This is a genomic window from Mycobacterium spongiae (genome assembly GCF_018278905.1).
GTDB classification, from domain to species: Bacteria; Actinomycetota; Actinomycetes; order Mycobacteriales; family Mycobacteriaceae; genus Mycobacterium; species Mycobacterium spongiae.
Map to the genome: position 1 here is coordinate 2,703,433 of NZ_CP046600.1, position 21,488 is coordinate 2,724,920.

Annotated in this window: 10 protein-coding genes; 6 read left to right on the forward strand and 4 right to left on the reverse strand. The window is 67.4% G+C overall.

The window, feature by feature from the left end; genetic code table 11:
• The first annotated feature begins 752 nt into the window (after nucleotides 1–752).
• Together F6B93_RS10985 and F6B93_RS10990 are read left to right on the forward strand one after the other, a co-directional pair.
• Nucleotides 753–6,251, forward strand: coding sequence for a PE family protein (locus F6B93_RS10985; protein ID WP_211699124.1), 5,499 nt, complete (start codon nucleotides 753–755; stop codon nucleotides 6,249–6,251).
• A 212-nt stretch (nucleotides 6,252–6,463) separates the two neighbouring features.
• On the forward strand, nucleotides 6,464–7,678 hold the full coding sequence (locus tag F6B93_RS10990; protein ID WP_211699125.1) for a cytochrome P450: 1,215 nt from the start codon (nucleotides 6,464–6,466) through the stop codon (nucleotides 7,676–7,678).
• Nucleotides 7,679–7,767: 89 nt separating this feature from the next.
• Here the strand turns inward: F6B93_RS10990 and F6B93_RS10995 are convergent, their stop codons facing one another.
• Together F6B93_RS10995 and F6B93_RS11000 are read right to left on the reverse strand one after the other, a co-directional pair.
• Nucleotides 7,768–8,217: a DUF6941 family protein gene (locus F6B93_RS10995; RefSeq protein ID WP_211699126.1), complete on the reverse strand. Its 450-nt coding sequence runs from the start codon at nucleotides 8,215–8,217 to the stop codon at nucleotides 7,768–7,770.
• A 253-nt stretch (nucleotides 8,218–8,470) separates the two neighbouring features.
• Nucleotides 8,471–10,333 (reverse strand): DUF4407 domain-containing protein, encoded by a 1,863-nt coding sequence (locus F6B93_RS11000; RefSeq protein WP_211699127.1) that lies wholly within the window; start codon nucleotides 10,331–10,333, stop codon nucleotides 8,471–8,473.
• Between the two features lie 231 nt (nucleotides 10,334–10,564).
• On the opposite strand from F6B93_RS11000, the gene F6B93_RS11005 reads away from it, so the two are divergent.
• The gene (locus F6B93_RS11005; protein ID WP_211699414.1) at nucleotides 10,565–11,128 is read left to right on the forward strand and encodes a hypothetical protein; all 564 of its coding nucleotides are present in this window, start codon (nucleotides 10,565–10,567) and stop codon (nucleotides 11,126–11,128) included.
• Nucleotides 11,129–11,138: 10 nt separating this feature from the next.
• On the opposite strand, the gene malQ is transcribed toward F6B93_RS11005, so the two are convergent.
• Nucleotides 11,139–13,301 carry a 4-alpha-glucanotransferase gene (gene malQ / locus F6B93_RS11010; protein WP_211699128.1) on the reverse strand — a complete coding sequence of 721 codons (2,163 nt, stop codon included), beginning with the start codon at nucleotides 13,299–13,301 and terminating at the stop codon, nucleotides 11,139–11,141.
• A 376-nt stretch (nucleotides 13,302–13,677) separates the two neighbouring features.
• On the opposite strand from malQ, the gene eccB reads away from it, so the two are divergent.
• Both eccB and eccCa read left to right on the forward strand, forming a co-directional pair.
• The gene (eccB, locus tag F6B93_RS11015) at nucleotides 13,678–15,198 is read left to right on the forward strand and encodes a type VII secretion protein EccB (RefSeq protein WP_211699129.1); all 1,521 of its coding nucleotides are present in this window, start codon (nucleotides 13,678–13,680) and stop codon (nucleotides 15,196–15,198) included.
• Nucleotides 15,195–19,400 (forward strand): type VII secretion protein EccCa, encoded by a 4,206-nt coding sequence (eccCa, locus tag F6B93_RS11020; protein WP_211699130.1) that lies wholly within the window; start codon nucleotides 15,195–15,197, stop codon nucleotides 19,398–19,400. The genes eccB and eccCa overlap by 4 nt, the downstream gene beginning before the upstream one ends.
• A 69-nt stretch (nucleotides 19,401–19,469) precedes the next feature.
• Here eccCa and F6B93_RS11025 read toward each other — a convergent pair whose 3' ends face one another.
• Nucleotides 19,470–20,669, reverse strand: coding sequence for a cytochrome P450 (locus F6B93_RS11025; protein WP_211699131.1), 1,200 nt, complete (start codon nucleotides 20,667–20,669; stop codon nucleotides 19,470–19,472).
• 185 nt (nucleotides 20,670–20,854) lie between these two features.
• Here F6B93_RS11025 and F6B93_RS11030 point away from each other — a divergent pair, with 185 nt between their 5' ends.
• Nucleotides 20,855–21,049, forward strand: a complete 195-nt coding sequence (locus F6B93_RS11030) for a ferredoxin (protein ID WP_211699132.1) — start codon at nucleotides 20,855–20,857, stop codon at nucleotides 21,047–21,049.
• Nucleotides 21,050–21,488 lie beyond the last annotated feature (439 nt).

The window sequence follows — 21,488 nt, forward strand, 5'->3', positions numbered from 1 at the left end:
GGCTTTAGAGTGTCTCACACAGCACCTGTTGACACCAGAAGCACAGTTTCTTATGAATGAGACAATAGGCCTGTGATGTCGCAGCATCGTTGCTGGTAGTGGCGTCTCGGTGAGAAACGCCAGGGCTGCAGCTGTGCGATGGTGCTATTCAACTTGTTGCAACCCCCTTTGAGCTGCGGATTTTCGGTGTTGAGGGTAGTTAGCGGAGCTAGCCGTAGACAGTCCGCGCGGAGGTGGCGGAGGTCGTTTGTGCCCAGCGTCAACGCCTGCGCCCGGAGGCCATGAACCTCCCCGGCGGGCCAAAGGCACCGAGTGGCGGGACTCCGAGAGCGGGATGGCGGTTACTCGTCGCTCTCGCCCGGCCGCCGACGTGACGGTAGCTGGCTGCTCGGGAACAGTGGGCTTAGCTGGCTAACTTGTGTGCTGAGTCCGTCGCGGGTGATGAGGTCGGCTGCGGCGGCATAGACACGTTCAGCGGCGGTGGTGCGGCAACCGGATCCGACGAGTCAATCGTCGGCACGCACGTCGGGTGTCCCGTCCGGGCAAGAGTGAAGTTATTTCTTCTCTGGGTGAGACGCGAGCACCGAGGTTTTGCCGCATCGGTGCAGGTTGAGATCTCACGTGAGATACCCCGGGAAGCATGGCGGACAACTGCCGTTGTCAACCTGTGCTGATCCGGTTGACCGGCATATTGTCGCAGGTCACGCTTCTTTTTGGAGAGTCTTTTGAGTGCGTTGACTGGAGGCTGCGAGATGTCGTTTGTGAGTGTGGCGCCCGAGCTCCTGGACGCGGCGGCGTCGGATTTGGCCCGGATCGGGTCCGCGATCAGCGCGGCCAACGCCGCCGCGGCGGATTCGACCACAACGGTGCTGGCCGCTGCCGAGGATGAGGTTTCGGCAGCGATCGCGGCGTTGTTCGGGACCCATGCCCGCGAATATCAGGCGATCAGTGTTCAGGTGGCGGAGTTTCACGACCGGCTTGCGCAAACGTTAACTGCCGGTGCGGGCTCCTATTTGTGGACCGAGCTGGCAAACGTTGAGCAGAATGTCCTCAACGCGGTCAATGCACCGACCCTAGCGTTGTTGGGCCGGCCATTAATCGGTGACGGCGCCAGTGGGGCGGCGGGTACCGGGCAGGCCGGCAGGGCCGGCGGGATCCTGTGGGGCAACGGTGGCGACGGCGGATCTGGTGGGGTGGGACAGGCTGGCGGGGCCGGAGGGGCCGCGGGGCTGATCGGCAACGGAGGTGCCGGAGGTGCCGGCGGGACAGCGGGGCTGGGTCAGGCCGCGGGTGCCGGTGGGGCTGGTGGCCGCGCGGGGATTTTGTACGGTCGCGGCGGTGTCGGTGGGGCCGGTGGCGCCGCGGCCGGCGGTCTTGGGGGTGTGGGTGGGGTTGGCGGTCGCGGCGGGTTGATCGGCGACGGCGGTGCCGGCGGTGTCGGCGGGACCGGTGCGCAGGGCGGCGGGGTCGGTGGTGCCGGCGGCAACGCCTGGGTGGTGGGTTCTGGCGGTGTCGGCGGTGTCGGGGGTGCCGGTGCGGGTTCGGGCAACGGCGCGGCCGGCGGGGATGGCGGACTTGGCGGGCAGTGGTTCGGCAACGGTGGTGCTGGTGGTGCTGGCGGCGAGGGTCCGGCGGGCGGTACTGGCGGCAACGGCGGAGACGGCGGTGCGGCTGGGTTGTGGGGCGCCGGCGGGCAGGGCGGTGCCGGCGCGCACGGCGCTGGTGGTGTCGCCGGTGCTGGCGGGGTGTCGGGCGGTGCCGGTGAGGCCGGGGGTGTCGGCGGCGACGCAGGCGATGGCGGTGCAGGCGGCCGCGGTGGGTGGTTGATCGGTGCCGGCGGTGCCGGCGGTGCTGGCGGCGTCGGAGGGGCCGGCGGTGGCGGTGGTGCCGGTGCCAACGGAGTTGCTTTGGGCAGTGTCGGCGGCCAGGGCGGAAACGGTGCCACCGGTGGGGCCGGCGGAGTCGGTGGCGCTGGCGGTCGGGGCGGGCTGATCAGTTTCTTGGGCGGCCAGGGTGCCGGCGGAGACGGTGGCGCGGGTGGGGTCGGCGGGGTTGCCGGTGACGGCGGAGCTGGTGCGCTGGGCACCTTTGATGGTGGTGGCAGTGGTGTCGGCGGGGCCGGTGGGCGCGGCGGTGACCCGGGTATGGGTGGAGCCGGTGGGACCGGCGGCACCGGTGCTACCACGGGTGCGACCGGTGCCGCCGGAGCCGGCCCGACTAGTGGTGGTCACGGCGGTGCGGGGGGCCGCGGCGCTGATGCACCCGGGGGCGGCGTATCGGGTGCGGCCGGCGGGCGCGGCGGTGACGGCGGGTTGGTCGGCAACGGCGGGACCGGCGGTGACGGCGGCAACGGCTACGCCGGCACCGACGCGGGCCTGCTGGGTACGTCCGGCCAGGCTGGCGGGGGTGGCGGTGGCGGTGGGGCGGGCGGCATGGGTGGGGCCAACGCCGGCCACGGCGGCGCCGGGGGTGCAGGTGGTGCGGGCGGCGACGGAGGCGGTGGCGCTGCCGGCAGTCGGGGCGTTGACGGCGATCCGGGCGCCGACCTCAACGGGGGTGACGGTGGAAACGGTGGGGCCGGCGGTAACGGCGGGTCCGGTGGTAACGGCGGGGCCGGCGGCCATGCGCAGGCGACCGGATACGCCGATGGCAGCCACGGTGCGGGTGGGGCCGGCGGCAATGGAGGGGCCGGTGGGATCGCTGGTGACGGCGGCCGGGGCGCCGATGCCGCCGCGGGCTCTGGGGCGGCCGGCGGCAAGGGCGGCCATGGCGGTGACAACGGCCAGGGCGGGACCGGCGGGACCGGGGGCAGCGGTTCCAGCACAGGTGCACAGGGTGCGAACGGGGCCAGCCCCACCAGCGGCGGTAACGGCGGCGATGGCGGCAACGGTGGTAGCGGCGGAACCGGTCAGATCGGCGGGACCGGCGGGGCCGGCGGCAACGGCGGGCTGGTCGGCGACGGCGGCCGCGGTGGAGCCGGTGGCGCTGGCGGGCAGGGCCAAACCGGTAGCTTCCCCAGCTTCCCGGGCAATCCTGGTGGCACCGGCGGTGTCGGCGCGGCCGGCGGGGCCGGCGGGGCCGGCGGCATGGGTGGGGCGGCAGCGGGCACTGGCGGTGACGGTGGCGCTGGTGGTGTCGGCGGGACCGGTGGTGCGGGCGCTATCGGCGGGACCGGCAGCACCGCCGTGGCCGGTGGGCACGGTGGTAGCGGCGGTAATGGCGGGGTCGGGGGGACCGGTGGCCAGGGTGGGGCCGGTGGCCTTGCGCAGGCGATCGGGTACAGCGACGGGGCGGGCGGTGACGGCGGTGCTGGCGGGACCGGTGGGATCGCTGGTGACGGCGGCCGGGGCGCCGATGCCGCCGCGGGCTCTGGGGCGGCCGGCGGCAAGGGCGGCCATGGCGGTGACAACGGCCAGGGCGGGACCGGCGGGACCGGGGGCAGCGGTTCCAGCACAGGTGCACAGGGTGCGAACGGGGCCAGCCCCACCAGCGGCGGTAACGGCGGCGATGGCGGCAACGGTGGTAGCGGCGGAACCGGTCAGATCGGCGGGACCGGCGGGGCCGGCGGCAACGGCGGGCTGGTCGGCGACGGCGGCCGCGGTGGAGCCGGTGGCGCTGGCGGGCAGGGCCAAACCGGTAGCTTCCCCAGCTTCCCGGGCAATCCTGGTGGCACCGGCGGTGTCGGCGCGGCCGGCGGGGCCGGCGGGGCCGGCGGCATGGGTGGGGCGGCAGCGGGCACTGGCGGTGACGGTGGCGCTGGTGGTGTCGGCGGGACCGGTGGTGCGGGCGCTATCGGCGGGACCGGCAGCACCGCCGTGGCCGGTGGGCACGGTGGTAGCGGCGGTAATGGCGGGGTCGGGGGGACCGGTGGCCAGGGTGGGGCCGGTGGCCTTGCGCAGGCGATCGGGTACAGCGACGGCGCGGGCGGTGACGGCGGTGCTGGCGGGACCGGTGGGATCGCTGGTGACGGTGGCCGGGGCGCCGATGCCGCCGCGGGCTCTGGGGCGGCCGGCGGCAACGGCGGCAACGGCGGTAACCCCGGCAACGGGGGAGCCGGGGGAGCGGGAGGCACCGGTGCCACGACGGGTTCCCAGGGCGCTACCGGCAGCATGGGGGGCGGCGGCGATGGCGGCGATGGCGGCACCGGCGGCAGCGGCGATACCGGCCAGGTCGGCGGGACCGGCGGAGACGGTGGCAACGGCGGACTGGTCGGCAACGGCGGCGACGGCGGTTCCGGCGGCGCCGGCGGTCACGGCTCAGCTGGCGACCCCGGCACCCCTCCGGGCGATTTTGGACTCGGCGGCCCCGGTGGTGACGGCGCGACCGGCGCGGCCGGCGGTACCGGCGGCAATGGTGGTATGGGCGGACTGAACGCTGGCAACGGCGGTGCCGGTGGGGCCGGTGGCACCGGCGGCACCGGCGGCAACGGTGGTGACGGCGCCGATGGCGCCGACGCGCAAACCGCAGGGAACAGCACCCTGCTAGGCGGAAGCGGCGGCAGCGGCGGCCACGGCGGAACCGGCGGGTCCGGTGGCGATGGTGGGAGCGGCGGCCTCGCACAGGCGGCCGGGTACGACACCGGCGATGGCGGCGACGGCGGCATCGGCGGCGCCGGCGGGGTTGCTGGTAACGGCGGCAACGGAGGAGACACCGCCGCGGGCACCGGCGCGGCCGGTGGCAGGGGAGGCAACGGCGGTAACAACGGGGCCGGAGGGGCAGGCGGGAACGGCGGGGGCGGCTCCACCCACGGTTTGGACGGCGCGACCGGGGCCACGCCCACCACAGGCGGTAACGGCGGAAACGGCGGCACTGGCGGTAGTGGTGTGACCACGGGCGACGGCAGCCCGGGCGGGGCCGGCGGGGCCGGCGGTCAGGGCGGGCTGTACGGCAACGGCGGCAGCGGCGGCAACGGCGGTAACGGCGCCCAACATCTCAGTGGCGGCACCGGCGGCACGGGCGGGTCCGGCGGGGCCGGCGGCAACGCCGGACTGTACGGCGACGGCGGAGCCGGCGGAAAGGGTGGAAACGGCGGGATCGGCGCCGCAGGTGCCGCGGGCTCGAGCTCGGGTGTTGTTGGAGAGGACGGCAACCCCGGCGGGGCTGGTGGTGTCGGCGGGGCCGGCGGCATGGGCGGCACCGAAGCGGGCAACGGCGGCGCCGGCGGGGACGGTGGAACCGGCGGGCAGGGTGGGGCCGGCGGCAACGGCGCCAATGGCTCCCCCGGCTCGAATCCGGGCGACAACGGCGTTGCGGGTGGGTGGAGCGGTATCGGCGGTGACGGTGGAAACGGCGGTGATGGCGGCCTCGGCGGCGCTGCCGCCAATGGTGACGCCGGCACCCAAGGTGCTGGCGGGGACGGCGGGGCCGGCGGACAGAATGGTGACGGCGGTAACGGCGGAGACGGCGCCGACGGCGCGGATGGCACAGTGTTTGACGTCGCGACCCCTGGCGGTAGTGGCGGTCGAGGCGGCAACAGCTCCCCCTTCATAGCCGCCGGTGGGGCGGGTGGCGCCGGCTCCGACCCGGGTGAAGCCGGTGCCCCCGGCACCCGAGGCGCTGGCGGTGACGGTGGCAGCGGTGGCAACGGCGGCAGCGCTGGCAGCGGACTGTTGGACACCATCCAGGGCGCGGATGGCGGTGACGGCGGAAGCGGCGGCTCTGGCGCCACCGGTGGTGTCGGAGGCGACGGCGGTGACGGCGGTTCTTCCAAGGCAAACGGTTCCAGAGGCGACGGTGGCAACGGCGGCAACGGCGGTTCTGGTTCGAGTGGTGACGGTGGTAGTGGCGGTAGCGGCGGTAACGGCGGCAACGGCGCGGGCGGGCCCGACACTGGAGTTGGCGGCCGCGGCGGTGATGGGGGCGACGGCGTCATCGGCGGCACCGGCGGCGACGGCGGCGACGGCGGCAACGGCCGTGACATCGCCCTCGGGCAATCGCCCACCAACGGCGGCGACGGTGGCGACGGCGGTTTTGGCGGCGACAGCAGCGACGGAACCGGTGGCAACGGCGGTAGCGGTGGCGACGGTGGCGACGGTGGCGACGGTGTCCCTCCGGCGCCGCCATTCGCCGGCGAATCGGGTGGCTTCGGTGGTGACGGCGGTGACGGTGGCCAAGGTGGCCGCGGGAGCGGGATCATCAGCATCATTGGCGCCGGGCAGCCCGGCGACCCCGGCAACGCCCCCACCGGTGTTGGTTTGAGCGACGGCGGCACCGGCGGTGACGGCGGTGACGGCGGCTCCGGCGGCAACTAGTCGAACCCACCCGAATCTTCGGACACCGGAGTTTCAGGGTGAAAGGTGCGCGCATCCTTTCTCGCCATGAGACGCAAGTGACGTCTATTCTGACCGTTCTCGCAGGTCTGTCGTGCGCGGTGAGACGAGCCGACGGCGCATTGCCGCAACGGAGGTCTTGACTTACCGCGCTGTCGTTGACGTGTAGCTGTGGGCCCGATCAGGCTGGAGAAATGCCAGCCGCTAGCGAGACTGTCACGTTTTTTGGTGCGGAATCTATACAGGATCCGTACCCGCTCTACGAGCGCATGCGCGCCGCGGGTCCCGTCCAGCGCATCGCAGACTCGGACTTCTATGCCGCGTGCGGTTGGGATGCGGTCCACGAGGCCGTCAATCGTGCCGAGGACTTTTCGTCGAATCTGACCGCCACGATGACGTACACGGCCGAGGGCAAGGTTGAGCCGTTCGAGATGGACCGACTGGGCGGGTCAACCCACGTGCTGGCCACCGCCGACGATCCGGCCCACGCGGTGCATCGCAAGCTTCTGGTGCGTCACCTGGCCGCCAAGCGGATCCGCGTCATGGAGCGGTTCGCCACCGAGACCGCTGAGCGGCTTTGGGTCGACGGCCTCGAACTTGGGCGCATCGAGTGGATGGGCGCCATGGCCAACCGCCTGCCCATGATGGTGGTTGCTCAACTGATCGGCGTGCCCTCCGCCGACGTCGACCAGTTGGTCAAGTGGGGATACGCGGCCACCCAGCTACTCGAAGGCCTGGTCGATGAGGATCAGCTCGCTGCCGCGGGCGTCGCTGCGCTAGAGCTCAGCGGTTACATCACCGAGCAACTGGGTCGGGCCGCTGCCGATCCCCAGGACAACCTGCTGGGCGAGCTGGCGAGAGCCTGCGCATCGGGGGAGGTAGACGCTCTCACAGCCACCCTGATCATGGTCACCTTGTTCGCCGCAGGGGGTGAGTCCACTGCATCCCTGCTGGGCAGCGCGGCGTGGATTCTGGCAACCCGTCCCGATATCCAGCAACGGGTGCGCAGCGATCCGGAGCTGCTCGGACCATTCATCGAGGAAACTCTGCGCTACGAATCGCCGTTTCGCGGCCACTACCGCCACGTGCGAAATGACACCATCCTCGGTGGCGTCGAGCTGTCCGCGGGCTCGCACCTTTTGTTGTTGTGGGGGGCGGCCAACCGGGATCCCGCACAGTTCGAGACGCCGGAGGAGTTCCGCCTCGACCGCCCCGGAGGCAAGGGCCACATCAGTTTCGGGAAAGGGGCACACTTCTGCGTCGGCGCTGCGCTCGCCCGTTTGGAGGCTCAGATCGTCTTGCGGCTGCTGCTCGATCGCACGTCAGTGATCGAGGTAGCCGAACGGGGACGCTGGCTGCCGAGCATTCTGGTGCGCCGCCTCGCGTCCCTGGAGTTGGCGGTACGGTAGCTGGGCGTTGACCGGAACGATTCCACCCGCAGGACAGCAGATTTCAGGGGTGGAAGTGACCTGAGTGCTGAGGTGGCTCGATTGGTGCGCTATTCGGGTGGTGGGGGCGCGGCGGCCGCGTTCGCCACAACAAACGCCTCGACAGCCGTGGCCATCGCGAAACCTTCCACCTCGACCCGCCACTCGTAAATCCCTGGCTCCAAGGGGATCCCGGCCGGAATGTTGAGTGTGAGAGGCATTCGCACCGACGTGCCATGGATTGCCCCCGGCGCGCGGCCGGCTTCGGCTGCCGCTTCGAAGAGGATCCGCTGTGGCCCCTGTGGTCCAGACACTATTACAGGCTCGCCATCGGTGGTCAGAAGTTGGCATGTCAGCTTGTGCGGTTTGTTGGTCTCGTCCCAGTCGATATCCAGAAACACCACCAAAGCGAAAGGGGGAGTGGGCGTCTGGCATTGCCGCCAACCTAGCCCGAGAGCATGGATCTTGCCCGAATTGCCCTCTGCTTGGGCTGCGTCCGCGAGAAAGATGTTGACCTTCATATCGCCGCCGACGCCGCGATTGACCGTTCGGATGCCACCGCGAGCTTCTGCCCTGGAATTGCTGCTGTCACGAGACCCACAAGATCCTTGTCCTGCTCCCAATCCATGTGCAACTAGTCGAAATGCAACTACTCGAAAGGCCGCTCGGGACCCCACCCCGCCGATTGATTCCCTACCGTCGGCAGATCATACGCGGTGACCGGAAGGAGACCCCGGTGACTCCAACGCACTCTCGTACACGTTGCGGACGCCGCTACGTCGAAGGAGGCAACTCGCGCGGACCCTCGGGTGACCGTAACTCCTGTGGTCCGTCGTGTTTGCTCAGCTCGCGTCGGCTGTCGCGCCCGGCCGACGCCAGCGAAAGGCCCGTCACATCGTTCGCGGTCACCTGCCCTAAGCGCCGTTCCTCACGCGCGTCCAGGCGGCTATGCTCGCCGGTGCTGGCCTGGCCGCGTGATGATTCGATCCGGTTGGAGCGAACAGGGGACTCGACAGCCGGGGATGTCGCTGACGGCTCATCACCGGCGTCGGAGCTCTCAGAATTGACTGTCACCTTGTGGGTTCGCTTCAAGGAAAACGCGATCTCTTCGACCTCCTCGAACACCTGCCGGGCGGAACGGAACGGGGCCGTCGTGTTGTCGATGACCCGCGCGACGAACGGCGGCACCAGTGGACGCATCCAGCGGGCGGCGGCCTTGGTGGCGTCCGGAATCGAAGGAATGGCGAGTGCCCCCCGGTCGGCACGGGGCTCAACCTCGCCCTCGGACTCGATCTGTGCCGGAAGGTTCTCCGCCACGTCGGCACAGGCGTCGTGTGTCCCAGCAGGCAATGCGGCCACTTCCCGGCTGGCTGCCTCCGCTTCGGCGGCGATGGGCAGATACATCTCTTCCTCCACTGGGTCCACGTCTTCCTCCACTGGGTCGACGGCACGCTGCGACACGGCGCGCACGGGGCCTTCGAGCGCTTCCACGACTCGACGGCGTTGCTCTTCGCGGTCGATTTCCACCTGAGCTTCGATGGCGAGGCGGGTCTGGGCGAGTTGGTGCTCGGCCCACATGATTTCGGCGGCGCGGCGCACTTCGGCCCGCTTGACCGCGATCGCCGTGTCGGCCTCTAGCTCCGCCCGTTCGCGCTCCGCACGCGCGGTCGCGTGCCGATCGTGGGTCGTCTCGCCGCGCCAGAGTCGCAGAATCAGCGGCAGTAGGTAGAGCAGTACAAAGAAGGCGATCGTCAGCAGCCGCAACATCAAGGCGCCCGCGCTGCCGGCCTGATCCCCGCCACGACCGGTCGTCAGGTCGTTCATCGCGACCCAGCGTGCGCCCAAGCCGCGACCCGCATTCGCCACCACGGCATCGCGCGCCTCGGCCAGGGCCTGCTCATCGTGGGCTGCTTTGAAGTCCAACGCGGGCACTTCGCGATCACGAGCCGCCATCGCGTTGTCCAGTTCATTGCGTGCATCGGCGAGAAGCTCATTCGCCGTTCGGGTTTCGGGCCCTCGGCCCGGAACGCCGGTGATGCGGGTTTGCGGACAGGCCGGTGTCGGATGGTATTCGCAGCGTGCGACGACGAGGGCTTGGTCCAGGTGCTCGCGGGCTTGGTCGACAGCGTTGTCCAGGGAAGCGCGCACTTCGCGCGTCTGGTCGAGGGCGGCCGACGCCTGCGCGACTGCGGGCGTCGAGTCGGCACTATGCAGGGCTTGCTCGTCGAGACGGCGGTCGATCGAACCGGAAAAGATGACCAGCGAAGCGAACTCGCCGACGATGACACCGACAGCCGCGGCGACCGCAGCACGTCCTGCGAGGCCAAGCCAGCCGCGAGCAGCGCCACTAGCCGTTCCACGGGCTATCGCCCCCACCAGCAAGCCGAAGACGAGGGTCAGCGCGACGATCAACAACATGGGGACCGACGTCGGCCCGTGGGTCGACTCACTCACCGCCAGGCTGGCGACCAGCCAGGCCAGCGCGGCGCCGAGGAGCACAACCGCGCCTGTCACGGCATGAGTGGACCGCTCGTGGCGCTCGCCGAGCTCGCGCCAGTGTCCGCCGCCGAGCCAGGCGAGTACGCCCTCGGCCCGGGATGCGGCCGAGCGCCGCTCAGGAAATTCGTGGGCGCACATGAGACTCCAACACCTCCAATTACCCACAGCCTGGCAGGCTGTCGGCCGACACACCGAATCGAAGCGGCAGCTTGTGGTGTTGTTCACAACTCGGCGCCAGACGGCGCAGATCACAGTGCGCGACGAGACGCGTTCGTCACGCGGTTTCCGATTTCGGATTCGGGGTCAAATTCGGGCGACGCGAGCAGATCAGCAGCCCATTTGGCGGCTGGCATGAGACGGTATAAGCCTATGCAAAATCACGACTACCTCTCTTACGAAGAATTCGGCCGCAGATTCTTCGAGGTGGCCGTCACTCCTGACCGCGTCGGAGCAGCGTTGGCCGACGTCGCCGGCAGTGAGTTTGCGATGGAGCCGATTGCTCAGGGGCCCGGCAAAATCGCCAAGGTCAGCGCAAATGTCAAGATCCGAGAGCCGCGCGTGACGCGAAAACTCGGCGACCTCATTACCTTCACCATTCACATCCCGTTGTCGATCGATCTGCTCCTCGACCTGCGGCTCGACAAACAGCGCTTTGTCGTCGCCGGAGACATTGCGCTACGCGCTACCGCACGCGCGGCAGAGCCGCTGCTGCTTATTGTCGATGTTTCCAAACCCAGGCCCTCCGACATCACCGTCAACGTGTCGTCGAAGTCCATTCGCGGCGAGGTATTGCGCATCATCGCCGGGGTCGACGGCGAGATCCGGCGGTTCATCGCCCAGTACGTCGCCGAAGAGATCGATTCGCCGCACTCGCAAGCCGCCCAGATCATCGACGTGGCCGAGCAATTGGACGCCACGTGGGGCGCCTCCTAGGGTTCTGCGGCTAGGGTTCTGCGGCACAGCCGGACCGGCGTCGGACAGCCGCGGGGGCGGTGTTGACCCGCATTGCCTCGGCCAGGGTGGCCGCTCGGGGATCGGAGAAGATGTCCTCGAGCAGCATCGGCCGGCCATCGGGGCCGGTCAGCGGCACCCGCCAGTTCGGGTACTCATCGGTGGTGCCCGGCTGATTCTGTGTCCGGCGGTCGCCGACCGCGTCGGTAAGTGCCACTGCGAGCAACCGCGACGGCGTGCGACCCAGGTAGCGGTAGAGAGCCAGTACGGTCTCGTCCGCACTGGGCTCGGCACCGGCTGCCAGCAGGCCGACTCGGCGCAGCTCGGCGATCCAGGCTGCCCGCTCGGCCCGGTCGGATTCGAGTTCGGTGTCCACCGGGCGGGTCAACAACCCCAGGGCTTCCCGCAACCGCACATGGTCGCCGGCCAGGTAGCCGGCAGTCGGCGGCAGGTCGTGAGTGGTAACCGACGACAAGCAGTACTCCCGCCAGCGTTCGGCCGCCAGCGGAGCCCCCTGTGCCAACTCAAACCACAGAATCGAGGTGCCCAGCAAGCCGCGCGACATCAGGTAGTCGCGGACCCACGGCTCGACCGTGCCGAGGTCCTCGCCGACCACCACTGCCCCCGCTCGGTGCGCTTCGAGGGCAACGATGCCGATCATCGCTTCGTGGTCGTAGCGCACATATGTACCTTCGGTGGGCGCAACACCATCGGGTATCCACCACAACCGGAACATTCCCATGATGTGGTCGATGCGTACCCCGCCGGCGTGCCGTAGCACCGCCTGGATCAGTGAACGGAAGGGGCGATACTCCTGCTCATCGAGCCGGTCCGGCCGCCACGGCGGTTGTGACCAGTTCTGGCCCAATTGGTTGAACTCGTCGGGCGGGGCGCCGGCGGTCACACCCGACGCCAGCGCGTCCTGCAGAGCCCAGGCATCGGCACCATTAGGGTGCACTCCGACCGCGAGGTCTCCCATGATGCCCAGCGACATCCCCGCGCGCACCGCATGTGACTGTGCCGCAGCGAGCTGCTCGTCGAGCTGCCACTGCAGCCAACGGTGGAAATCGACCGCATCGGCATATTTGTCGACGAACTCACCGACACCCTCGGCATCGGGGTGCCGCAGCGATGTGGGCCACCCGTGCCAGTCGTCGCCGTGTCTCTCGGCTAGGGCGCACCAGGTAGCAAAGTCGTCAAGCGCGCGACCCTCGCGGGCACGGAAGGCCGCATACGCCAGCTCGCGACCTGCCGACCGCGGCACACCATGTATCAGCTTGAGGGCCTCGCGCTTGGCCGCCCACGCGCTATCGCGATCGATGGTGTCAAGGTCCTCGGCCCGCTCTCGTGCTCGCGCGCGCAACCGCCGCACGCGGCCACGCTTGGGTAGATCGGTGAACTCGGGGATTGCCTCGACCCGCAGGTAGAGCGGGTTGACGAAGCGGCGCGACGTGGGCAGGTACGGCGACGGTTCCATGGGTGTTGTGGGCGCCGCCGCGTGCAACGGATTGACCAGCACATAGTCGGCGCCGTGTTGGCTGGCTGACCACAGCGCAAGGTCGGCCAGATCGGTGAGATCGCCGATTCCCCATGACTGTCGCGAACGCACGCTGTAAAGCTGGGTGCTCAGGCCCCAGGCGCGACCGGTTCCCAGGCGTTTCGGCAGCCCGAGCCAATCCGGCGCCACAATGAGGGCACTGCTGGTCTGATAGTCGCCGGAACGTAGATGCACGCGGTGATAGCCGAGCGGCAGGTCATGGGGGAGGACAAAGCTGGCTTCGCCGATCCAGCGTCCGTCAAGATCGAACGGAGGGGTGAAGTTGTCGACCTGCGCCACATCTGTGCGTTCGGTGCCGTCCTCGAGACGCAACCATACTTCGGCGGGTGCTCCGTGAGTGACATGTGCCCAGAAGCTGGTCTGTTCGCCGCGCCCCACAATGGTGGGCGGCAACGGACGCGACCAATAGGCCCTCAGCTGCGCCGCAAGGGCTGCATCGCGTTGCTCTTCGGTCCGCGCGGAAACGCCGAGAGCAGCGAGAACAGCCACCAGCGTGCTCTCGGAGACGCGCACCTGGCGACCGGTCCAATCCGCGTACTCGGTGGCGATACCGAATCGCCGGACCAGTTCGACCAACGATCCAGCGAGCTCAGTCATGTCGCCCATCTTGCGTACCGGAGCCGCTGGGCGCTGACCCGGCCCATCACGGGTCCGGTTTTCGGGGCACCTGTGCGGCCGGCCGGAGGCCGAGCACGCCAAACCGCGGGCGACTTCGCCGGTCGAGGCCGGTGGTTGCTTCACAGCTCACGGCGATATCGGTGAGATAGAGGGGTGAGTTAGCCACTCGGCACGCCCGTGTGGCAAATCGAAGCTACGATGCCCTGTATAGACACGATGAATCCTTGGGGGACCCGGCTCGATCCCGTGTCAGATGGCGGTGTCTGTGCGGGTGCCCTACGGTTTTTGACGTGATTGGCGCTGTGCAAAAAATGCAAGTCAATATTCGGGCATCCTGACCGGAAGGTGATTTAACGTGGCTGAAGAGAGCCGCGGACAGCGGGGGTCTGGCTATGGCCTCGGGTTGTCGACGCGGACCCAGGTAACGGGTTACCAGTTCCTGGCGCGTCGAACCGCAATGGCCTTGACCCGTTGGCGTGTGCGTATGGAGATCGAGCCGGGCCGGCGGCAAACGTTAGCTGTGGTGGCCTCGGTGTCAGCCGCGTTGGTGATTTGCCTGGGGGCGCTGCTGTGGTCGTTCATCAGCCCGTCCGGCCAGATAGATGATTCACCGATAATCGCTGACCGCAGCTCCGGCGCTCTCTACGTCCGGGTGGGTGACAGGTTGTACCCGGCGCTGAATTTGGCCTCGGCCCGCCTGATTACCGGACGGGCCGACAATCCCCACCAGGTTCGGACAAGCCAGATCGATACCTTGCCGCACGGACCGCTGGTAGGCATCCCAGGTGCCCCGTCAGAATTCGCCCCGAAGAGCCCACCTGCGTCGTCGTGGCTGGTGTGCGACACCGTGGCCACCTCCTCGGGTGTCGGAGCACCGCAGGGCGTGACGGTGACGGTTATCGATGGAACCCCGGACCTCACCGGCCATCGCCACCAGTTGATCGGTTCGGACGCGGTGGTGTTGCGCTACGGCGGTGATGCCTGGGTCATCCGGGAGGGGCGCCGCTCGCGCATCGAGCCGACCAACCGCTCGGTGCTGTTGCCGCTGGGTTTGACACCGGAGCAGGTCAGCCAGGCGAAGCCAATGAGCCGGGCGCTCTACGATGCCGTGCCCGTGGGGCCCGAATTGCTGGTACCCCAAGTACCGGATGTGGGAGATCCGGCGACCTTCCCGGGTGCGCCCGGCCCGGTCGGGACGATCCTCGTCACACCGCAAATCAGTGGGCCGCAACAGTATTCGTTGGTGCTGGCCGACGGCGTGCAAACGCTTCCGCCGTTGGTCGCCCAGGTCATGCAGAACGCCGGTGGCCCGGGCAACGCCAAACCGTTGACGGTCGAGCCCTCAGCCCTGGCAAAGATGCCGGTGGTCAATCATCTGGATCTGTCTGCATATCCCGACGAGCCGTTGAACGTGCTCGACATCCGGGAGAATCCGTCGACCTGCTGGTGGTGGGAACGGACCGGCGGGGAGAACCGAGCCCGTGTGAAAGTGGTGTCTGGGCCGACTCTTCCGATCGCACAATCGGAGATGAACAAGATCGTCACGCTGGTGAAGGCCGACACGACCGGCCGCCAGGCCGACCAGGTCTACTTCGGCCCCGACTATGGGAACTTCGTGGCCGTTACCGGCAACCATCCGGGCGCCCAAACAATGGAATCTCTGTGGTGGCTGACCTATGCGGGCGCCCGGTTCGGGGTGGAAGATACAAGAGAGTCACGCGAGGCGCTGGGTCTGACCCTGTCGCCGAGCTTGGCGCCCTGGGTGGCGCTGCGGCTGTTGCCGCAGGGCCCGACGCTTTCGCGAGCAGATGCATTGGTGGAACACGACACGCTACCGATAGACATGACCCCTTCAGAGTTGGTGGTACCAAAGTGAAACGTGGTTTTGCGCGCCCGACACCGCAAAAGGCTCCAGTAGTCAAGCCGGAGAACGTCGTCCTGCCGACGCCGTTGAGCATCCCGCCACCTGAGGGAAAGCCATGGTGGATGATCGTGGTTGGTGTCGTGGTGATCGGCCTGTTGGGTGGCATGATCGCCATGACCTTCGCCAGCGGTTCACGGGTGTTCGGCGGCGTCGGCTCGATCTTCCCCATCTTCATGATGGGCGGGATCATGATGATGATGTTCCGCGGCATGGGCGGTGGCCAGCAGCAAATGAGCCGGCCGAAGCTGGATTCGATGCGCGCCCAGTTCATGCTGATGTTGGACATGCTGCGCGAGACCGCCCAGGAGTCGGCGGACAGCATGGACGACAACTACCGATGGTTCCACCCGGCACCCACCACACTCGCGGCCGCAGTGGGATCGTCGCGCATGTGGGAGCGCAAACCTGACGGCAAAGACCTCAACTTCGGCGTCGTCCGCGTCGGCGTGGGTATGACGCGCCCCGAGGTCACGTGGGGTGAGCCGCAGAACATGCCGACCGACATCGAGCTGGAACCGGTGACGGGCAAGGCACTGCAGGAATTCGGCCGCTACCAAAGCGTCGTCTACAACTTGCCGAAGATGATCTCGCTGCTGGTCGAACCGTGGTATGCGCTCGTCGGGGGGCGCGAGCAAGTTCTGGGACTGATGCGGGCCATCATCTGCCAGTTGGCGTTCTCGCATGGTCCGGACCATGTGCAGATGGTTGTTGTCAGTTCCGATCTGGACGAGTGGGACTGGGTGAAGTGGCTTCCGCATTTCGGTGATTCACGGCGCTATGACGCAGCCGGCAACGCGAGGATGGTCTACAGCTCCGTGCGGGAATTTGCCGCGGAACAGGCCGAGCTCTTCGCCGGCCGTGGTTCGTTCACACCCCGCCACGCCAGTTCGTCGGCACAGACTCCCACACCCCACCACGTGATCATCGCCGACGTCGACGATCCGCAATGGGAGTACGTGATCAGCGCCGAAGGTGTCGACGGGGTGACGTTCTTCGACTTGACCGGCGCCCCGATGTGGACCGAGGTCGGCGAGCGGAAGTTGGAGTTCGACGAAATGGGCATCATCGAGGCGCTGCCCCGCGACCGGGACACCTGGATGGTGATCGATGACAAGGCCTGGTTCTTCGCGCTCACCGACCATTTCAGCGCCGCCGAGGCCGAAGAGTTTGGGCAGAAATTGGCGCAGTGGCGGCTGGCCGAGGCCTACGAAGAGATCGGTCAGCGGGTGGCCCATATCGGTGCCCGAGACATCATGGCCTACTACGGAGTTGACGACCCGGGCAACATCGACTTCGACGCGCTGTGGGGCAGGCGCACCGACACGATGGGTCGGGCGCGATTACGCGTACCGTTTGGAATCCGTTCCGACAACAGCGAATTGCTGTTTTTGGACATGAAGTCGCTCGACGAGGGCGGCGATGGCCCACACGGCGTCATGTCTGGGACAACGGGTTCCGGGAAGTCGACCCTGGTGCGAACCGTGATCGAATCATTGATGCTCGGCCACCCCCCGGAGGAATTGCAGTTCGTTCTGGCTGACCTCAAGGGCGGTTCGGCGGTCAAGCCGTTTGCCGGCGTGCCGCACGTATCGCGAATCATCACCGACCTCGAAGAAGACCAGGCGTTGATGGAGCGCTTCCTCGACGCACTGTGGGGCGAGATCGCACGCCGCAAAGCGGTCTGCGACAGCGCCGGCGTCGACGACGCCAAGGAGTACAACTCGGTGCGCGGCCGCATGCGGGCGCGTGGCCAAGACATGGAACCGTTGCCGATGCTCGTCGTGGTCATCGACGAGTTCTACGAGTGGTTCCGGATCATGCCCACCGCGGTCGACGTCCTCGACTCGATCGGTCGACAGGGCCGCGCCTATTGGATCCACTTGATGATGGCGTCGCAGACGATCGAGAGCCGAGCCGAAAAACTCATGGAGAACATGGGTTATCGCTTGGTGCTCAAAGCCCGTACCGCCGGGGCGGCACAGGCAGCCGGGGTGCCCAATGCCGTGAACCTGCCGGCACAGGCCGGGCTCGGCTACTTCCGGAGGAGTCTGGAAGACATCACCCGGTTCCAAGCCGAGTTCCTGTGGCGGGACTACCATCAACCCGGCGTCAACATCGACGGCGAGGAAGCACCGGTGTTGGCGCACAGCATCGATTACATTCGCCCGCAACTGTTTACCAACTCCTTCACCCCTCTCGAGGTGAGTGTGGGCGGACCGGAGATCGACAAGGTCGTCGCACACGCCAACGGCGAAGTGGTCGAACCCGAGGACTTCGACGCCGAGGAAGACGAGGAAGAAGAAGCCCTGCGGACGCCGAAGGTCGGCACGGTGATCATCGATCAGCTGCGCAACATCAAGTTCGAGCCCTACCGGCTGTGGCAGCCACCGCTGACCCAACCCGTCGCGATCGACGATCTGATCAATCGCTTCCTGGGACACCCATGGCACAAGGACTACGGCTCGGCACGGAATCTGATCTTCCCGATCGGGATCATCGACCGCCCGTTCAAGCATGACCAACCACCGTGGACGGTCGACACTTCCGGACCTGGCGCCAATGTGCTGATTCTGGGTGCTGGCGGTTCGGGCAAGACCACCGCACTGCAGACACTGATCTGTTCGGCGGCACTGACTCACACACCGGAGCAACTCCAGTTCTATTGCCTGGCCTACAGCAGCACCGCGTTGACCACGGTGGCCCGCTTGCCGCACGTGGGCGAGGTCGCGGGTCCGACCGATCCGTACGGTGTACGCCGGACGGTGGCCGAGTTGCTGGCGCTGGTGCGTGAGCGCAAACGCAGCTTCCTCGAATGCGGAATCGCGTCGATGGAAATGTTCCGGCGGCGCAAGTTCGGCGGTGAGTCAGGCCCCGTGCCCAACGACGGGTTCGGCGATGTCTTCTTGGTCGTTGACAACTACCGGGCACTCGCCGAGGAGAACGAGGTGTTGATCGATCAGGTAAACGTGATCATCAACCAGGGCCCGTCGTTTGGGGTGCACGTTGTGGTCACCGCTGATCGCGAATCGGAGCTGCGTCCACCCGTCCGCAGCGGCTTCGGGTCACGTGTCGAGCTGCGGCTCGCCGCGGTCGAGGATGCCAAGCTGGTGCGCTCCCGATTCGCCAAGGACGTTCCGGTCAAGCCGGGACGCGGCATGGTTGCGGTCAACTACGTCCGACTGGACAGCGACCCGCAGGCAGGTCTGCATACCCTGGTGGCTCGGCCGGCTCTGGCCAGCACGCCCGACAACGTCTTCGAGTGCGACAGCGTGGTCGCGGCGGTCAGCCGGCTCACAAGCACCCAGGCCCCCCCAGTTCGCCGGTTGCCGGCGAAATTCGGTGTGGAACAAGTGCGGGAGTTGGCGGCGCGCGACACCCGCCAGGGCGTCGGGGCAGGCGGAATTGCCTGGGCTATATCGGAATTGGACCTGCAGCCCGTCTACCTCAATTTTGCCGAGAACTCCCATCTCATGGTGACCGGTCGACGCGAATGTGGGCGTACGACGGCGCTGGCCACCATCATGTCCGAGATTGGCCGGCTGTACGCCCCGGGCGCGAGCAGCGCACCGCCGACGTCGCAACGGTCGGCGCAGGTTTGGCTGATCGACCCGCGTCGACAATTGCTGACGACGCTGGGCTCGGAGTACATGGAGAAGTTCGCCTACAACCTCGACGGCGTGCAGGCGATGATGGGCGAACTCGCTGCGGCGTTGTCCGGTCGTGAGCCGCCACCCGGGTTGTCCGCCGAGGAGTTGTTGTCTCGGTCGTGGTGGAGCGGTCCGGAGATCTTCTTGCTCGTTGACGACATCCAGCAGCTGCCGCCGGGATTCGATTCGCCCCTTCACAAGGCTGTTGCCTGGGTGAACAGGGCTGCGGATGTCGGCTTGCACGTGATCGTCACGCGCACCTTCGGTGGCTGGTCGTCGGCGGGCAGCGATCCGATGCTGCGAGCTCTGCACCAGGCCAATGCGCCGTTGCTGGTGATGGACGCCGACCCGGATGAGGGCTTCATTCGCGGCAAGATGAAGGGCGGGCCGCTGCCCCGTGGTCGCGGGCTGCTGATGGCCGAAGATACTGGCGTGTTCGTGCAGGTCGCGGCGACCGATATTCGCCGGCAACCCGGTGGTGGGCAAGCGAACGCCCCGACGACGTAGTCGGCCAGCTCATTGGGGCGGTGTCGGTAGCCTGCTGGACCGCCGGAAAGGCGCTCCGCCGACCAGACATCAACTCGGTGCAGCCACTGGGGTAACCGGATACCGCAGAGGCAGCGATTTGAGCGCGAAGGTCTTTGCCGGGAAACCGATTTCGGGAACGTAGTCCGGAGCCAGTTCGAACTCGGGGATCGTCTTCAACCATTCCGCGACGATCACGGTCAGTTCGATCCGCGCCAGATGCGATCCCAGACAGCGGTGGGGTCCGCCGCCAAAGCCCCAGTGCCGGTGCACCTTTCCGTCCATGACCAACTCATCGCCGGACATCGCGTCGCTGCCGTCGCGGTTGATTGCGGCCATGCACAACCGCACCTGCGAGCCCGGCGGTAGCGTCATGCCGCCAACGTTGACGAAATCGGTAGTGATCCGGGGGGCTACCGGCGCTGACGGCTCTAGGCGAACGATCTCCTCGATAAAGACCCTGATCTGCTTGGGATTGTCGCGAAGCTCCGCGCGCAGTTGCGGCCTGCGAGCCAGCTCGAGAAGACAGAACCCGATTGCCGCCGTCACCGTGTCCAGACCTGCGAGGAGCAAGAGGTGGCTCATGCCGAGCAACTCAAGATCGGTGAAGCCGCCCGGGTCGGCGATCACCCGTGACAACATGTCCGTACCTGGGTTTTGCCGCCGGTCTTGAACCGCTTTCATGAGGTATTCGAGCAGTTCGAGCTGCCATTTTCCGATTTCCTCCCCGGTGAGATAGGGCTTGTCACCGACAATCGCGTCCTTCCATGCGATCACCCGGTCGCGATCCTCGAGTGGCAGACCATAGAGGTCGAGGAAGACCTGGAACGGGTACAGCCGCGCGAAGTCGGCCATCGCCTCGCACTGGCCCTGGCTGGCGAGGCCAGCGATCATGTCCGCGGCGTGGTGTTCCAGCACTGGCCGGGATTTGCTCAATGCGTGCGGGCTGAAGTAGGGCTGCAGGATCCTGCGGTAGTGGGTGTGCTCCGGCGGGTCGAAAGCCAAGGGCAGCACAGGAAGCGGATTGCCGGGCGGCTGCAGTATTCGCGATGAGAACACCGTCGGATTGCGCAGCGCCGCAAGGACGTCTTCGCGACGGGTCAAGTAGTAGTGGCCATTCATAAACACCACGGGCCCGGCATCTCGCAATGTCTTCCATCCGACCCCGCGATCGGCACCCAACGGCAACGTCGAATACTCAAGTCGTGGTAGGTAAAACGCGTTGTCCTGGCCTTGGCTCGGGGTACTCATCGGCTCACGTCTTCCATCGGGGGGTTCCCACCACACGGCGGCGGCGATGGTGCGCACGTGCGAACATCGTGGCGGCTGCAGAAACCGGCGAGGGTCTTTTCGGCCTTCATCGCCGAGTTAATCTACCTAGGATCGATCTGTCTGGTCCCAACCGGCTGTGCCACTCGGTCGAGGGAGGAAGTCCGATGAACATTCGACTCGAACGTTCCAAGTGCGTGGGTCATGCCCAGTGCTATGCGGTCGATCCGGACCTGTTCCCGATCGACGCCTCGGGCTACTCGATCCTCGAGGAGCACACGGTGCGGGCCGAGGATGCACAGCTTGCTCGCGACGGGGTGGCCGCTTGTCCCGAGATGGCACTCATCCTCGAGGAGGACTGACGGGGATGGCCGCCCGCGTGGCCGGTGCGCGTTTTTAGGTGCGGGGCCGGCCAGCAATCTCGGCGAGAAGATTAACGGTCGCTTAACGGCGATTTACGCGGAATGAATAGTTGGCGTCGTCTGAGTGCGACCTTGACTCGTGATCTACCGTGTCTGGCAAGCGACGGGGTTGCAACGAGGCAGCCGTCGCGTGCGGGCACCCAGATGCGAGTTGTCGGTGGCTGAAAGCACATTCGCCGATAACCACGTACTTCGACGTGGCTGTTGCGTTACCGGCTGGCGATTTCGATTTTGCCGCGAAGACAAACCGCAGGATGAATTTGCGGTTACCGCAATTGCGCTCTTAGCGGAAGCGGGTCAACCGATTCCGGCCCGCGCACAGCAACTTCGCAGTTACGCTACGTATGGTCCACGAAGCTGGTTGGGGGTCAGGGGTGAT

Bases quoted from the DNA above. Each gene is read 5' to 3' on its own strand.
- F6B93_RS10990 (WP_211699125.1), top strand. From the start codon at position 6,464: ATGCCAGCCGCTAGCGAGACTGTCACGTTTTTTGGTGCGGAATCTATA.
- F6B93_RS10995 (WP_211699126.1), bottom strand. From the start codon at position 8,217: ATGAAGGTCAACATCTTTCTCGCGGACGCAGCCCAAGCAGAGGGCAAT.
- F6B93_RS11000 (WP_211699127.1), bottom strand. From the start codon at position 10,333: ATGTGCGCCCACGAATTTCCTGAGCGGCGCTCGGCCGCATCCCGGGCC.
- F6B93_RS10985 (WP_211699124.1), top strand. From the start codon at position 753: ATGTCGTTTGTGAGTGTGGCGCCCGAGCTCCTGGACGCGGCGGCGTCG.
- F6B93_RS11025 (WP_211699131.1), bottom strand. From the start codon at position 20,669: ATGAGTACCCCGAGCCAAGGCCAGGACAACGCGTTTTACCTACCACGA.
- F6B93_RS11030 (WP_211699132.1), top strand. From the start codon at position 20,855: ATGAACATTCGACTCGAACGTTCCAAGTGCGTGGGTCATGCCCAGTGC.
- malQ (WP_211699128.1), bottom strand. From the start codon at position 13,301: ATGACTGAGCTCGCTGGATCGTTGGTCGAACTGGTCCGGCGATTCGGT.
- F6B93_RS11005 (WP_211699414.1), top strand. From the start codon at position 10,565: ATGCAAAATCACGACTACCTCTCTTACGAAGAATTCGGCCGCAGATTC.